This is a genomic window from Streptomyces sp. NPDC002643, assembly GCF_053592555.1.
Map to the genome: position 1 here is coordinate 15,463 of NZ_JBSFVY010000028.1, position 15,407 is coordinate 30,869.

A 15,407-nucleotide genomic window follows, 5' to 3' on the forward strand; every position below is an offset into this window, starting at 1 on the left:
GGCTCCGGACCACGGGTCGGTCAGGCCTTGGCGTTGTGGCCGTTCAGGGTGGTGAGCGGGGTGTCGGCGAGGCCCAGTTCGCCGGCCCTGTCGAGCAGTTGCCTCAGGGCGGTGGAGTCGGCGCCGCCGGTCCTCATCAGCCTCATCAGCAGTGCGGAGACGGTCAGGTCCCGTACATCGGCCGTGGACACCGAGCCCAGGACACGGCCGAGGTCGTCGGTGAAACTCGACGTTCCGTCCAGCCAGGGCCCGGCCAACGCCCGCGCGGTCTCGGAGTGCTGGACGAGACCGTCGACGCCCTTGCCCAGCGCGATCGCCCCGACCAGCCGGTCGAAGAAGACGGACTCCCCGCCGACGATGTCGATGTCGGCGTTCTCCAGCCCGGTGGCGAGCACGGTGGCCTGCGCCTCGGCGACCTGCCGCTGTACGTCCAACCCGGCCAGGCGGATGTCCTTCTCGGCCTCCAGCCGCAGCCGGTACTCCTCGTGGCCACGGGACGCCTCGTCCAGCGCGGCCATCGCGGCGGCCTTGTCGGTGAGCCCCCGGGCCTCCGCCTTCAGTTTCTCGGCGATGGCCTCCGCCTCGGCGAGCGCCTTGGCCCGGGCCCCCTCCGCCTCGGCCCGCATCCGCGCCTCGGTGGCCTCGGCCTCCGCACGGCCCGCCTTCTCGATGACCTCGGCCTCCTTGTCCCGGACCTGGACGGCGGCCAGCCCTGCTGCCGCCGCCTCCGCCTGAACGCCCTCGGCGAGGCGCAGCCTGGCCCGTGCGTCGAGGTCCGCGGTCTTCAACCGGGCCTCGGCCAGGGTGAGTTCCTCGGCGGCCCGGTGGGCGGCGGCCTGCTCGGCGGCCTCCGCGGCCTTGATGTCCTTGACCAGCCTCTCCTGTGCCTCCGCCTCGGCGGCGATGACCACGGCCTGCCGCTGCCGCTCGGCCTCCTCCACGGCACGCAGCCGCTTGATGGACTCCTCCTGCTCGGCGACCGTACGGTCCACCGCGACCCGCTCCCGGACGACCTCGGCGATCTCCCGCTTCTCCGCCTCGACCTCCTTCGACGCCGCGATCCGGGTCAGCTCCGTCTCCCGCTCGCGTGCGATGACCTCCAGCAGCCGGTCCTTCTCGATCCGCTCGCCCTCCACCGCGATGACCCGCTCACGGTTCTTCGCGGCGACCGCGACCTCGCGGGCCTGGTTCTCCCGCTGGATACCGAGCTGCTCCTCGGTCCTGAGGAACGCGGACTGCGCCCGCAGCCGCTCCTCCTCCACCACCCGAGCCGTCTCGGCCTCCTCACGGGCCCGTACGGTCTCGATCTCCCGCCGCTGCTTGATCTCCGCGTCGGCCTGCCGGCGTTCCAGCTCCAGGATCGCCTCACGGGCGTCGACGTTCTGCCGGGTGATCTCCTTCTCCTCGCCCCGCTGCGCCTCGTTGGTGCGTACGTGCTCCACGGCCGTCAGCTCGGTGATCTTCCGGATGCCCTGGGCGTCGAGCACATTGGCCGGGTCGAGCTGGGTGAGCGGCGTCTGCTCCAGGTAGTCGATCGCCGCGTCCTCCAGGTGGTAGCCGTTGAGGTCGACACCGATCACCTCGATGATCCGGAACCGCAGTTCCTCCCGCTTGGTGTACAGGTCGGTGAAGTCCAGCTGCTTGCCCACGGTCTTCAGCGCCTCGGAGAACTTCGCGTGGAACAGTTCCTGCAGGGTGTCGCGGTCGCTCGCCCGAGCCGTACCGACGGCCTGCGCGACCTTGATGACGTCCTCGACGGTCTTGTTGACCTTCACGAAGAACGTGATCCGGATGTCGGCGCGGATGTTGTCCTGGCAGATCAGCCCCTCCTTGCCGGCCCGGGTGATCTCGATGGTCTTCACCGAGATGTCCATCACCTCGGCCCGGTGCAGCACCGGCAGGACGACCTGCCCGGTGAAGGTCACATCGACCTTGCGCATCTTGGAGACGATCAGCGCCTTGCCCTGCTCCACCTTGCGGAACAGCCGGGAGACGACGAGTACGGCGAGGAGGCAGCCGGCGACGAGCACGCCGATGCCCACGGTGATGGCATCCATGGAAACGTCCTTGGCAGATGAGAAGACGAAGACGAGGTCGACGAGGGAGCCGACGAGCCGTGAGGCTTCGGGAGTCCGCACCCGAACAGGGAGTTCGGGACTTCCTGGCCACCGCGAAACTCCGGGCCGGCGGCGTCCGCGTGTCGACCACGGCTGCCCGCTCAGAGCCTGTGTCATATCCCCGGTCGGGCGCACGGCGCTCGACCGGGGATATGACCCAGGCTCTCAGGGTCCTGGTGCCGAATCACTGCCGGTGTCCGGCACCAGGACCGTCCCGCGTGCTCCCCTCCCGCCCTATTCTGCCGACGCCATGTCTCTGCCGCATTGCCGACTTCCGGCAGTCTTCGTCCTGTCCTTCATGCCGGTCCCCCGCCAAGAAGGCGTCAATGCCACAGGAACAGCTACGCCCTTGCGGTCGAGTGGGCCCCGTCCGGGCCCTGTCCGTCCGCCGCCCCGGGTCAGCGGGCGGCGCCCAGCCGGAGGAGAACGGCGGTGTTGGGTCGGGGCAGGGAGACGGTCAGCGTCGCCGCCCCGTCGTTCCAGTCGACGGCGCCGGCGGACGCGTCGCCGGGATGGAGGACTTCCGCCACGAGGTGGGCGCCGCGCAGGTGGGGAATGGTGAGCGTGCGTTCCTGGTCGGCGGACTGCCTTCGCCACACCGTGAGCAGGGTGGATTCCCGGCCGCGGAGTCCCTGGGCGATCCAGTCGTCCTCCCAGGCGGGAAGTCCGAGCGGCCAGAAGGGGTGTGCCTGGCCGATCTCCGGCCGGATGTCCTTGTACACACGGATCGCCGAGCGTACGAGGCCCAACTGGTCGTCGTTCATACGGTCGAGGAAGCCCGAGAGATGGATACGGCCGAGCAGCGCCCCGGCGAGGGTGAAGGCGATCTCGTCGGCGGTGTGGCCGGGCTGGGGGTAGGCCCATACCGCGGCCTGCTCGGGGGTCACCGCCGTCGGGGCCGCGGCGGCGATGGGCGGGTAGCGCAGCAGGTCCTGCTGGTCGCTGGTGGACTGGAGTTGTGCCACGGCCAGTTGGGCGTAGTCCATGCGCAGTCCGCCCGAGCCGCAGTTCTCCAGGATGAGGTTCGGGTGGCGGTCGAGGAGGGAGTTCATCCAGTCGAGATGGGCGCGGTGGTGTCCGAGCAGTCCGGCGCCCGCGCTCTCGTGGCCCGACTCCGTTCCGGGCCCGACGTTGATGTTGTAGTCGAACTTCAGGTACCCGACGCCCCATTCACCGACGAGTCTGTCCACGACACGGTCGAGGTGAGCGCGGGCGGCGGGGTGGCGGAGGTCCAGATGGTGCCGTCCGTGCTCGGTGACGCGCAGGCCTCCGCGCCGGAAGAACGCCTCGTCCGGCAGGGTTCTGGCGAGGGGGCTGCGTACCCCGACGACCTCCGGTTCCAGCCACAGTCCGGGCGTCATGCCGTGCCGCCGCATGGCGCCCAGGACTTCCTCGATGCCGCCGGGGAAGCGGTTGGGCGCGGCCTCCCATGCGCCGACGGCGTCCCACCAGCCCTGGGCGTCGTCGTCGTACCAGCCCGCGTCGATGACGAACACTTCGGCGCCGACCGCCGCGGCCGCGTCGATGAGCGGCAGCAGTTTCTCGGTGGTGGGGTCCCCCATGAGGGTGTTCATGTAGTCGTTGTAGATCACCGGAAGGGTGCGGTGATCCGTGTGCTCGCGGCGTATCCGGCGGCGGTGGTCGGTGAGTTCGCCGAACGCGGCGTCGAGACCGCCGGCCCGGGTCCGGACGAGGACGGCGGGTACGGTGCTGAACTCCTCACCGGGGGCGAGTGTGTGGCGCCACTGGTGGTGGGCGTCGTCGGGCCCGAACAGGGCGAGGTAGGCGGCGCCTTCGCGTTCGCCCGTCTCGTAGCGCCAGCCCGCGCTGGACTCGATCTGCCAGAGCCAGGCGCCGCCCGTCGGGTCGGTGAGCGCGGCGATCGGCAGATGCCTGCCGGTGGACCAGCTGCCCTGCGAGTGGCGCTCGAAGCAGCCGCGTCCTTCGTGGCCGTGGGCGGACCGGTTCAGCCGGACGACGTGGTCGCGCAGCGGGCTGTGCCGCCAGCGGCACTCGGCGAGCCAGTCGTTGTCCGCCCGGTGCAGGGTCAGTCCGTCGAGGGAACCGGTGCCGTCCGCGATGCCGCCGAGGGTCAGGGTCGACACGCTCTCCAGCCGAAGGGGTGCGCTCCCCTCGTTGGTCAGGCGTACCCGCGAGCGGAGGAAGCCGCTGCCGGGGCGGGTCCGCAGAGCGATGTCGGCCGTGAGGCCGGTCACCGGGTCCGTCAGGCGGATGGTCGTGCACTGCGAGCCCTCGGTCTCGGTCACCGTGTGGCCGCGGTAGGTCAGCCGGCTGCCGATGGCGCTGTCGATGAAGCGTTCCCCCGACCAGATACGGCCGTGGCCGGTCGCGGTGACCTCGACGAGGGGAAGCAGGGAATCCCAGGCCTGGCCCGGTGCCCCCAGCCTGACCGACCCGGCGGAATCCGCGATGGCGTGCAACCCGAGCGCGTCATGGGACCAGAGAAGGGACTTCCCATCTGCGCCGCCGACTTCGACAGCAGTAGTCAACGCGTCTTCCTTCCACGGGGTTTCACTGGGCTTCACGGAACTTCACCGGGTTTCACGGAGCGTCGAAGGGTGCGTTCCCTCACGGGCCTCCACACCGGCGCTCAGCCGATGCGGCAGGGGAGGGCGCATCTCGTCCAGTGGGTGCGGCTGCCGGGCGACGCCGACGCCCGTGGCTTGACGGGTGGCGTTGTGACCGCTCACAATCCTTGCATGGATGTGACCGGTCACACAAGCCCCGACGGCCCCTCGACGGCCGGGCAGGAACCGCGCAGAGCGGCCAGCATTCGGGACGTCGCCCAGGCGGCCGGTGTCTCCTACCAGACCGTTTCCAGAGTCATCAACGGCCACCCGAGCGTGCGCGAGGCCACGCGAGAGCGCGTCCAGGAGGCGATCGAGAGGCTGGGCTTCCGACGCAGCGCCACCGCGTTCGCGCTGGCCAGTGGGGTGACCCGGTCCGTCACCGTGCTGATGTCGAACACGACCCTCCACGGCTATGCAGCGACGCTTCAGGGCCTGGAGGAGGCGGCACGCGCCGCGGCCTACACGCTGGTGGTCAAGGTGCTGACCCCCGACGACGACCTGAACCGCACGATCTCCACGGCCGCGGCCGACGGCGGCGGACTGCTGGTCGTCGGCTACGACCGCCAGGCGGCCCGCGTCGCCACCACCCATCTGCTGGACCTCGGTCACGAGACCGTCCACTACGTCGCGATCCCGACGTCCCTGGGCACCCGGCGCTCGGAAGGCCCGCGCGCCCAGGGCTGGCGCGCGGCCCTGGAGGCCGCCGGGATCACCCCGCCCGAACCTCACGGCGGCAAGGGCTGGGACGCCCAGGTCGGCTACGACGAGGGCCGAAGGCTCGCAGAGGACCCGGGGGTCACGGCGGTCCTGTGCGGCAACGACGATCTGGCGCTCGGCGTCCTGCGCGCCCTGCACCACGCCGGACGGTCGGTGCCGCAGGACGTCAGCGTCATCGGTTTCGACGACGCCCCGCATTCGGAGTTCCTCACCCCCGCCCTGTCCACCGTGCGCATGGACTTCCAGGGCCTGGGCCGCGACGCCTTCGAGCTGCTGCGCGGCCAGTTGGAGAGCGACTACCGGACTCCCGCCCCGACCTTCGCGGGGACGGACCTGATCATCCGCGAGAGTTCGGGGGCCGCCGAGACGTGATGTTCCCGGCCGGTGGCGACGGGGCCGTAACGACGACGACAACGAGCAGATGGCCCAGGGGCGATGTGCGCGGGACGGGCCACGACCGCCGTCACCGCTGTGACCCGCCGGACAGGAGCAGCCCAAGCCCCCCGCCTGCTCGCTGATCCAGCCAGTCCTTCACATCACCGAAGGCGCACGCTCACCCATGGGCGGCGTTCACCGTACTGGCCGCGCCGCCCATGGGCCGGCGCGCTGACGCGGCGGCACGTCCCCGCGCGATCCCGGCGTTCAGGGTCCGGTCACCTCGGCGAGCACCCGTACGTCCCACGGCCCGAGGTCCACGGAGTCGTCGGCCGAGGCTCCGGGGCGACACCATGTCTCGCATCGCCGTGGCGGCGGTCACCGTCGTCGGCTGCCAGGACCGGTTGCGGACGATGTGCACACTGACTCCGTCCGTCGCGGACGCGGAGCCGCCCCGGACGGACTCGGGCCCGCCCCACCGGCGTCCACGGGCCGTCGCCCGCTGCCCGGCCCGCACCGGGTCGGCGGCGCGCACGGCCCGGTCGACGAGCGCGGCGCCGGTGTCCGCGTCCGGCTCCGTACCGACGACCCTGCTCCTGCCCGCGCCGCGCGCCCGGGTGGTGACGGCGGAGCGGCCGAAGTACGGATGCTCGTAGGAAGCTGCTGGACGGCGGCAAAGCGGGAAAGCTCAGGGTGAGGCTGTGGGGACGGCCTCACCTCCTGCGGCGGGCCAGGAGCAGGGCCACGTCGTCGTCCGGTTCGCGGTTGAGGGCGCCGAGCAGCAGGTCGCATGTCTCCTCCAGGGGGAGGCGGGTGCCGTCCAGCAGGCGGAGCAGGCTTCGCAGCCCGGTGTCGATGGGCGTGGCGTGGCTTTCCACGAGGCCGTCCGTGAACAGCGCGAGCAGTGTCCCTTCGGCGAGTTCCCGCTGCCCCACGGTGAAGGGCACACCGCCCACCCCGAGCGGCACCCCGGCGGCGATGTCGAGGAGCGCGGCCTTCCCGTCCGGTTCGACCACGACCGGCGGGAGATGGCCCGCGCGGGAGACCTCGCACCGGCCGTGCCGAGGATCGCAGACGACGTAGAGGCAGGTGGCCAGTGAGTCGGAGTCGCCGAGCGAGGCGGCGAGGTCGTCGAGGTGGTACAGCAGCTCGGCCGGGGGCAGATCCAGCCGGGCGAGAGCGCGGGTGGCCGTGCGGAGCTGGCCCATGATCGCCGCGGCGCGCACGCCCTTGCCCATCACATCGCCGACGACCAGGCCGACCTTGTCGTCCTTGAGCGGAAGCACATCGAACCAGTCCCCGCCCACCTCGCTGATCGCGGGCAGATAGCGGGAGGCGACCTCCATACAGCCGTGGTGCGGTGGCTCCTGCGGCAGCAGGCTGCGCTGGAGGGTGAGCGCGATGTCGCGTTCACGTCCGTACAGCCGGGCGTTGTCGATGCAGATCGCTGCGCGCGCGGCCAGCTCGGTGGCGAGTGCGAGGTCCTGGTCGTCGAACGGCCGGGGGTTGCCCGTGCGGCACAGGCTGAGCGCACCCAGTACCTCGCCGCGGGCCATCAGCGGAGCGGCCAGATAGGAGTGGACACCGGCGCTCCGCAGCCTCTCGGCCCCGGAGTCGTCCCTGGCGATACGGCGTATCGCCGTGTCGTCGACCTGCTCCAGCAGGATCGGCCGTGCCTGGCGTACGCACTGGGCGACCAGCCGGGACGAGCTGTACACGGCAGGCTCTCCGACCGGATCTCCGACCGGGTCCCCGACCGGCTCCTCGGCCGTGAGCGCTTCGCTGGGTCTGCTCGTGCTGAGGGCGAGTTCCCAGAGGTCGAGGGAGCCGTCGGCCCGTGGCGCGGCCGTGCCGCCGGGGTCGACCACCGCGTCGAGTACGTCGACGGCCGCGAGGTCGGCGAGCTGGGGCACGGCCACGTCCGCGAGTTCCTGTGCGGTGCGGCGCAGGTCGAGTGTGGTGCCGATGCGGACACCGGCGTCGGCTATCACGGCCAGGCGCTCGCGTGCCTTGGCGACCTCGGCCGCCGCCCGCTGCCGCTCGGAGATGTCGAGGATGGCCATCGCCAGGCCCAGCACCCGCCCGCCTGCGTCCTCGATCCGGTGGTACGACTCCGAGTAGGCGTGCTCCTCGCTGTCGGCGGCGGTCCGGCCGACGGTCTGCTGGTCCAGCAGCGGCTCACCGGTCCGAAGGACCCGCCGCATCCGCGCCTCGATGGCCTCCACGTCGAGGGCGGGCAGCACCTCGCCGACCCTACGGCCGAGCACCGCCTCCTCGGGGACACCGTTGAGGCGTTCCAGTGACGGATTGACACGCACCCAGCGCAGATCGGTGTCGAAGACCGCGATGCCGACCGGTGACTGGCTGACGAGGATGTGGGACAGGGCCAGGTCCCGCTCCACGTTCCGTACGGTCTCGGCGTCGGTGCCCAGGCCGAGGGCGTGGATGTCGCCGCGGGCGTCGCGCAACTGCATGGTGCGGAACTCCACGCGGCGTGTGGAGCCGTCCTTGTGCCGCACCGGAAAGACCCCCGCCCAGCGCGCCCCCGTCCGTACGCGGTCGAACAGTTCGTGGGCCCGCGTCCGGTTCTCCGGGGCCACGAGCAGGTGGCCGGCGTCCTGGCCGAGCGCTTCGGCGGCGGTGAAGCCGAGCAGCGACTCGGCTTCGGGGCTCCACAGCGCGATCCGGCCGTCGCTGCCGAGGACGAGGGCCGCCACCCGCAGCACGTCCAGCAGCCCACCAGGAGCGGCAGTGATGCCGTCCTGCCGACCGCTCCCCGTCGGGGTCTCTCGCTCAGACATGCCCACGCTCCCTACGGCGGCGGCGCATGCCGCGCTCCGGGCGCCTTCCGCCGGGCCACCTGTCCGTCATACCTCTGCCGGCGGGACACCGCACGCCCTGGCCGCCCCGGTCGGCCGTTTCGGCCCCCGGCTGGGCAGCGGCCGTTGTCCGGCTTTCGACCACTGCCCCTGACGTGGTGTTTTAGTGTGGCAACCGCCAGTTCCGGACGACAGGATTCGTGAGGTACACGCGACCATGCCGACTGAGACGTTTGAGTTTCAGGTGGAGGCCCGTCAGCTGCTGCGGCTGATGATCCACTCGGTTTACTCGAACAAGGATGTCTTCCTGAGGGAGCTCGTCTCCAACGCCTCCGACGCGCTGGACAAGCTGCGCCTGGAGAAGCTGTGGAACGACACGCTCGACGCCGATGTGTCCGATCTGCACATCGATATCGATGTCGACAAGGACGCCCGCACACTGACCGTGCGGGACAACGGCATCGGGATGTCCTACGACGAGGTCGGGCGGCTCATCGGGACGATCGCCAACTCCGGCACCGCCAAGTTCCTGGAGGAGCTGAAGGAGGCGAAGGACTCGGCCGGCGAGGAGGGGCTCATCGGTCAGTTCGGTGTCGGGTTCTACTCCGGTTTCATGGTGGCCGACGAGGTCACCCTGCTGACCCGCCGCGCCGGCGAGAGCCAGGGCACCCGCTGGACCTCGCGCGGTGAGGGCACGTACACGCTGGACACGGTCGACGACGCCCCGCAGGGCACCTCCGTCACCCTCCACCTCAAGCCGGCCGACCCCGAGAACCAGCTGCACGACTACACCTCCCCGTGGAAGATCAGGGAGATCATCAAGCGGTACTCGGACTTCATCACCTGGCCGGTCCGCATGGTGCCCGAGCCCTCCCCCACAGGGGAGGACGGCGCCGAGGCGCCCGAGCCCGAGACGCTCAACTCCATGAAGGCGCTGTGGGCGCGCTCGCGCGACGAGGTGTCCGACGACGAGTACCACGAGCTGTACAAGCACATCGGCCACGACTGGCGCGATCCGCTGGAGACGATCCGGCTCCAGGCGGAGGGCACCTTCGAGTACCAGGCCCTGCTGTTCCTGCCCGCCCACGCCCCGCACGATCTGTTCACCCGGGACGCCAAGCGGGGCGTACAGCTGTACGTCAAGCGTGTGTTCATCATGGACGACTGCGAGGCGCTGCTGCCGCCGTACCTCCGCTTCGTCAAGGGTGTCGTCGACGCGGCGGACCTCTCGCTCAACGTGTCCCGCGAGATCCTTCAGCAGGACCGGCACATCGAGATGATGCGGCGACGGCTGACGAAGAAGGTCCTGTCCACGGTCAAGGACCTGATGGCCAAGGACCAGGACCGCTACGCCACGTTCTGGCGGGAGTTCGGCACGGTCCTCAAGGAGGGCCTGGTCACCGACTCGGAGAACCGGGACGCCCTCCTCGCCGTCTCCTCGTTCCCGACCACCCACCACGACTCCGAGCCGACCACGCTCAAGAGTTACGTGGAGCGGATGAAGGACGGCCAGGAGGACATCTACTACCTCACCGGCGAGTCCCGGGAGAGCATCGAGAACTCCCCGCACATGGAGGCGTTCCGGGACCGGGGCATCGAGGTGCTGCTGCTCACCGACCCCGTCGACGAGGTGTGGGCGGATGCCGTCGGCGAGTACGAGGGCAAGAGTCTGCGGTCCGTGGCCAAGGGCCGGGTCGACCTCGACGCCAAGGACGAGGACACCTCCGACGCCGAGCGGGAGGAGCGGGCCGAGGACTACGCGGGGCTGCTCGGCTGGATGAAGGAGCAGCTAGACGAGGACATCAAGGACGTACGGCTGTCCTCCCGTCTCACCGTCTCCCCGGCGTGCGTCGTGTCCGACGCGCACGATCTGACCCCGGCCCTGGAGAACATGTACCGCGCCATGGGTCAGGAGGTGCCCCGCGCCAAGCGCATCCTGGAGCTCAACCCGGACCACGGGCTCGTCAAGGGCCTCAACCAGGCGTACAAGGACAGCGAGGACCGCACGGCCCTCGCCGAGACCGCCGAACTCCTGCACGGCCTGGCCGTGCTCGCCGAGGGCGGCCGGCCCAAGGAACCGTCCCGCTTCGTCAAGCTGATGGCGGACCGCCTGCGGCGCGCCCTGTAACGCGGCCTCGCCGCACGGTGGTCGGCGGTGGGTGTGCACTCGGCGGCGTTCGGGTGCACACCCCCGCGGCGACCGTGCGATCGTCCCGGCGCGGGGAGAGGGAAGGCCGGCGAACCCGGCGGGTTTCCCGGAACCTAGTCGGTTTCGCGGGCCATGACGCGGCGGGCCGCTTCGGCCTCGGCGGCCGGAGGGGAGAGCTCGTCGAGGGTGTCGAGTTCGGTGTCGGCGTCCAGCTCCCGCTCCCAGGCCGCCGCGAGCTGTTCCTGCTGCTCGCGTGGCCTGGCGCCGACATCGTCCCGATGCTCGGGGTCCAGTGCCGCGAGGAATCGTTCGACCGGGTCGTTCGTCATGGCCTGCTCCTTGTCGCCGGGACGGACGCCGCTGACGGCCCAGCATGGCCAGCCGCCCCGGCCCCCATCGACTCGACACGACCTGCGACCACCCTGATGGCCCCAGGACACGGTCCCGGCCCCGAAGCGTCACCGGCCCGTCGAGGACCACCGGTACGCGAGGGCACCGCATCACACCGCATGGCGCCCCAACTGGTCGCCGCCCTAGGATTCCTGGGCCTACGAGGAGAGGTTGACGTGAGCGAGAAGCAGGCCACCGAGGTCCCGGGCAAGCAGGCCGACACCGGCACGGCGCACAACGCCCGCGTCTGGAACTACTGGCAGGGCGGCCAGGACAACTACGAGGTCGACCGTCAGGTCGGTGATCACGTCGCCGGAATGATCCCCGTGATCCGCGACATCGCGTCCGCCGACCGGCGGTTCCTCATCCGTGCCGTGCGTCACCTGGCCGAGGAGCGGGGGATACGCCAGTTCCTCGACATCGGCACCGGCCTGCCCGCTCTGGAGAACACCCACGAGATCGCCCAGCGCGTCGCGCCCGCCTCGCGCATCGTGTACGTCGACAACGACCCCACCGTTCTCGCGTACGCCCGCACCCGGCTGACCAGTACGAAGGAGGGTGCCGCAACCTACATCGACGCCGACGCGCACGACCCGGACACCATCCTGCGCATCGCCGGCGAGACACTCGACTTCACCGAGCCCGTCGCGCTGATGCTGCTCGGCATCCTCAACTTCGTCCTCGACGACACGGAAGCGCGGGCCATCACCGCGCGGCTGCTGGAACCGCTGGCGCCCGGCAGCTTTCTCGTGCTGACGCATCCCACCACCGACCCCGAGTTCGGCGGCGACCTCCAATGGGAGGCGATGGCGTTCTGGAACGCCAACGCCAAACCCCCGGTCACCGCGCGCGACAGCCAACGGATCGGCGAGTACTTCAACGGCCTCACGCTCCTGGAGCCGGGCCTCGTCCCGTGCTCCCTGTGGCGCCCCGACCCCGGGGACGAGCCCACGGTCGTACCCCAGTTGGGGGCTGTGGCGGAGAAGACCGGTCGCACGGGCCCTTACCGCAGATCGACCTGAAACACCCGGTCCGCGCCGTCCGGTTCGCCTCCGTTGTTGTCGGCGTTGGTGGTGGCCAGCCACAGGGCGTTCTTGCCGGGGACCTTCTCCACCGTGCGCAGCCGGCCGTACTGGGTGGTGTAGTACGCGACGGGGGTACCGGCGCTGGTGCCGCTGACCGGAACGCGCCACAGCCGCTCGCCGCGCAGTGCCGCCAGGTAGAGGGCGCCGTCGGCGTACGCGACCGCGCTCGGGGAGGCCTCGCTGACCGTCCACTGCCGCTTGGGGCTGGTCATGCCGGAGGTGGAGCAGCCGCCTTCGCAGACCGGCCAGCCGTAGTTCTTGCCGGACTCGATCAGATTGAGTTCGTCGTACTTGCTGTTGCCGAACTCGGCCTCCCAGAGCCTGCCTTGGGCGTCCCAGGTGATGCCCTGGGGGTTGCGGTGGCCGAGGGAGAAGACGAGGGTGCCGAACGGGTTGCCGGGGGCGGGCCTGCCTTCCTTCGTCATCCTGAGGATCTTCCCGTTGAGGGAGTTCCTGTCCTGGGCGAGGTTGCCGTTCTGCGCGTCGCCGGTGGTGGCGTAGAGGTGGCCGTCCGGGCCGAACTTGAGGCGGCCGCCGTTGTGGTACTTGTTCTTGGCGATGCCGGTGACGAGCACCGTGTAGCCGCCGAGCGTGGAGCCGTCGTAGGTCATCCGGACGATGCGGTTGTCGGAGGCCGCCGAGTGCATGAGGTAGACGTGGTGGTCGCTGTTCCAGGTCGGTGAGACGGCGACGCCGAGGAGGCCGCCCTCGCCGTTGGTGGTCACGACATCGGGCACGGTGCCGATCTCGGTCCTCGTGCCCGCCTGGGTGAGCCTGAAGAGCTTGAAGGAGTCCCGTTCGGTGACGAGCGCCGACCCGTCGGGCAGCCAGCTCAGGCCCCAGGGGACGGTCCAGCCGGACGAGACGGTGCGGATGGCCGACGGGACCGAGGCGACGCCGCCGTCGGTGCGGGCCGTGGCGTTTCCGGTGCCGGCCGCCGTACCGAGGAGACCGGCGGTCAGCACGGCCGCGGCAGCGGTTGATGTGATGGTTCGGAATCCGCGCATGGGCGAGCTCCTCGCTGTGGGGGGTGTCAGGAAGCCGTGAAGCAACCGGAACCTGATAAGTAGTCAGCTCACCGGAAGGTAGGAGGTATACGAGGGACGGTCAAGTACCAATAGCGACCGACCTTGGCGTTTTCGTTTTCGTCCAACAAGAGATCGGAGCATTTTCTGTCGCCCCATTGACCCGGGTGGACGATGCTCGCGATTCTGCAACACAGCACCACCCGAACACAGCACCACCTGGCCGCCAGGCACAACCGGTCCCCCACATCGGAAGGCAGGTACGGCCCATGACCGAATCCGTACAGCAGGCGGTGGAAGTTCAGACGCCACCCGTCCACGAAGAGGCGCCGAGCTGGCAGACCCCCGACTTCGTGGTCGTCGAGACCGCGTTGGAGGTCACCGCCTACGTCCTGAGCAACCGTTAGCCCGCCGCCGTGCTGCTGCACGTGCTCGGCACCGCGGCGGGCGGTGGCGTACCCCAGTGGAACTGCGCGTGCCCCGGCTGCTCCGGGGCGCGCGCCCACCCCACATGGCGCCGCCACCACGCCTCACTCGCCGTACAGGCGTCCGAGGACCGCTGGTTCATCGTCAACGCCACACCGGACATCGGCGACCAGATCGAGAACTGCCCCGCACTCCGCCCCCTCTCCGTCTCCCCTCCCGACCCCCACTCCCACTCCGACTCGGAATCCGACTCGGACTCCGTCCCCGTCGCCGCCCCCTCCCCCGGCACCCGCCCCGGTTCTCGCCGGACCCCGATCGCCGGGTTGATCCTGACCGACGCCGAACTCGACCACACGCTCGGCATCGCCCGGCTGCGCGAAGCCGGTGCCGGTGGACTGGAGCTGCTCGCGACCGACGCCGTGCGCGAGGCACTGCTCACCGGGCTGCGGCTGGACGCCGTCCTCGGCCCCTACACCCCACTCACCTGGCGCGAACTGCCCGAGGAGCGGTCCGAACCGCTCACGGAGGACTCGGCCGTCACGATCAGCGCGATCCCCGTCTCCGGCAAACGCCCCCGCTACGCGGCGGACCTGCCCGGCCCCGAAGGCGATCCGTGGGTCGTCGCGCTGCTGCTCACCGACCGTGCCACCGGGGCGAAGGCCGTCTACGCGCCCGCGCTCGCCGCCTGGCCGGACGCCCTGGACTCCGCCGTCGCCGAGGCCGACTGTGTGATCGTCGACGGCACGTTCTGGGACGACGAGGAACCCCGGCGCACGGGTATCTCCCCGCGCACCGCGACCGGTATGGGGCACCTCCCGATCGACGGGCCGGGCGGCACGGCGGAGCGTCTGGCGCCGCTCGGCGCCCGCTGTCTCTACACCCATCTGAACAACACGAATCCCCTCGTCGATCCGAGCGCACCGCAGCACAAGCGGCTGGCCGACCGGGGCATCGAGGTGGCCGGAGACGGAATGGTGATCGCACTGTGAGCGCAGGCATCGGCACGGGTACGGCGACGATCTTCGGGGAAGGGCGCTTCGAGGATCGGCTCAGAGCCGTGGCCCGGGACCACTACCACGACCGCCACCCCTTCAACGTACGTATGCACCAAGGGGAGTTGAGTCCGGACGAGCTGCGCCGCTGGATTCTCAACCGGTTCCACTACCAGCGGCACATCCCCGTCAAGGACGCCCTGATCCTGGCCAAGCTGGACACTCCGCGGCTGCGCCGTATGTGGCTGCGGCGGATCGAGGAGCACGACGGCCGGGCCGAGGGCGAGGGCGGTATCGAGCGGTGGCTGAGGCTGGGCGAGGCCGCGGGACTCGACCGGTCCGAGCTGCTGTCCGGCGAGGGAGTGCTGCCCGGGGTACGGCTGGCGGTGGACGGATACGTCAACTTCTGCCGGCTCCGCTCCCCGCTGGAAGCCATCGCGGCGTCCCTCACCGAGCTGTCCGCGCCGGGCATCATGCGTACGCGCATCGCCGCGTTCGAGCGTCACTACCGGTGGATCGACGCCGACGGTCTCGCCTACTTCCGTTCCCGCGAGACCCAGGGCCGCCAGGACAGCGGCGAGGCACTGGGCCTCGTCCTGGACTGGGCCCGCACCGAGGCCGACCAGGAGCGTGCCGTCGCGGCCCTCGCCTTCAAGTGCGACGTGCTGTGGTCGCTGCTGGACGCAATCGACCACGGCGACCGGAAGGAGCGGCAGTGACC

12 protein-coding genes are annotated in these 15,407 nt (G+C 70.6%); 7 read left to right on the forward strand and 5 right to left on the reverse strand.

Annotation, left to right across the window (positions count from 1 at the left end; genetic code table 11):
* Positions 1–20: 20 nt before the first annotated feature.
* A complete protein-coding gene (locus ACWD4G_RS33675; protein ID WP_451300405.1) occupies positions 21–2,057 on the reverse strand; it encodes an SPFH domain-containing protein in 2,037 nt (678 codons plus the stop codon).
* A gap of 458 nt (positions 2,058–2,515) precedes the next feature.
* Positions 2,516–4,627, reverse strand: a complete 2,112-nt coding sequence (locus ACWD4G_RS33680) for an alpha-galactosidase (RefSeq protein WP_451300249.1) — start codon at positions 4,625–4,627, stop codon at positions 2,516–2,518.
* Positions 4,628–4,837: 210 nt separating this feature from the next.
* Here ACWD4G_RS33680 and ACWD4G_RS33685 point away from each other — a divergent pair, with 210 nt between their 5' ends.
* Together ACWD4G_RS33685 and ACWD4G_RS33690 are read left to right on the forward strand one after the other, a co-directional pair.
* Positions 4,838–5,797 carry a LacI family DNA-binding transcriptional regulator gene (locus ACWD4G_RS33685; RefSeq protein ID WP_451300251.1) on the forward strand — a complete coding sequence of 320 codons (960 nt, stop codon included), beginning with the start codon at positions 4,838–4,840 and terminating at the stop codon, positions 5,795–5,797.
* A 356-nt stretch (positions 5,798–6,153) separates the two neighbouring features.
* The gene (locus tag ACWD4G_RS33690; protein WP_451300253.1) at positions 6,154–6,456 is read left to right on the forward strand and encodes a hypothetical protein; all 303 of its coding nucleotides are present in this window, start codon (positions 6,154–6,156) and stop codon (positions 6,454–6,456) included.
* Positions 6,457–6,513: 57 nt separating this feature from the next.
* Here ACWD4G_RS33690 and ACWD4G_RS33695 read toward each other — a convergent pair whose 3' ends face one another.
* The gene (locus ACWD4G_RS33695; protein ID WP_451300255.1) at positions 6,514–8,601 is read right to left on the reverse strand and encodes a SpoIIE family protein phosphatase; all 2,088 of its coding nucleotides are present in this window, start codon (positions 8,599–8,601) and stop codon (positions 6,514–6,516) included.
* Between the two features lie 235 nt (positions 8,602–8,836).
* Between ACWD4G_RS33695 and htpG the strand changes: the two genes are divergently transcribed.
* Positions 8,837–10,747: a molecular chaperone HtpG gene (gene htpG / locus ACWD4G_RS33700; RefSeq protein WP_451300257.1), complete on the forward strand. Its 1,911-nt coding sequence runs from the start codon at positions 8,837–8,839 to the stop codon at positions 10,745–10,747.
* A 134-nt stretch (positions 10,748–10,881) separates the two neighbouring features.
* On the opposite strand, the gene ACWD4G_RS33705 is transcribed toward htpG, so the two are convergent.
* A complete protein-coding gene (locus ACWD4G_RS33705; protein ID WP_451300259.1) occupies positions 10,882–11,097 on the reverse strand; it encodes a hypothetical protein in 216 nt (71 codons plus the stop codon).
* A 237-nt stretch (positions 11,098–11,334) separates the two neighbouring features.
* On the opposite strand from ACWD4G_RS33705, the gene ACWD4G_RS33710 reads away from it, so the two are divergent.
* Complete coding sequence (locus ACWD4G_RS33710; protein WP_451300261.1) at positions 11,335–12,180, forward strand: SAM-dependent methyltransferase; 846 nt, start codon at positions 11,335–11,337, stop codon at positions 12,178–12,180.
* Here ACWD4G_RS33710 and ACWD4G_RS33715 read toward each other — a convergent pair.
* Entirely contained in the window at positions 12,162–13,250 is a 1,089-nt protein-coding gene (locus ACWD4G_RS33715; RefSeq protein WP_451300263.1) for a PQQ-dependent sugar dehydrogenase, read from the reverse strand. The two genes, ACWD4G_RS33710 and ACWD4G_RS33715, sit on opposite strands and share 19 nt — an antisense overlap.
* Before the next feature lie 287 nt (positions 13,251–13,537).
* Here ACWD4G_RS33715 and pqqA point away from each other — a divergent pair, with 287 nt between their 5' ends.
* The 3 genes from pqqA to pqqC are packed head-to-tail and all read left to right on the forward strand — an operon-like array spanning position 13,538 to position 15,405.
* On the forward strand, positions 13,538–13,675 hold the full coding sequence (pqqA, locus tag ACWD4G_RS33720; RefSeq protein ID WP_451300265.1) for a pyrroloquinoline quinone precursor peptide PqqA: 138 nt from the start codon (positions 13,538–13,540) through the stop codon (positions 13,673–13,675).
* A 9-nt stretch (positions 13,676–13,684) separates the two neighbouring features.
* Positions 13,685–14,683: an MBL fold metallo-hydrolase gene (locus tag ACWD4G_RS33725; RefSeq protein WP_451300267.1), complete on the forward strand. Its 999-nt coding sequence runs from the start codon at positions 13,685–13,687 to the stop codon at positions 14,681–14,683.
* Positions 14,680–15,405, forward strand: coding sequence for a pyrroloquinoline-quinone synthase PqqC (pqqC, locus tag ACWD4G_RS33730; protein ID WP_451300269.1), 726 nt, complete (start codon positions 14,680–14,682; stop codon positions 15,403–15,405). The genes ACWD4G_RS33725 and pqqC overlap by 4 nt, the downstream gene beginning before the upstream one ends.
* Positions 15,406–15,407 lie beyond the last annotated feature (2 nt).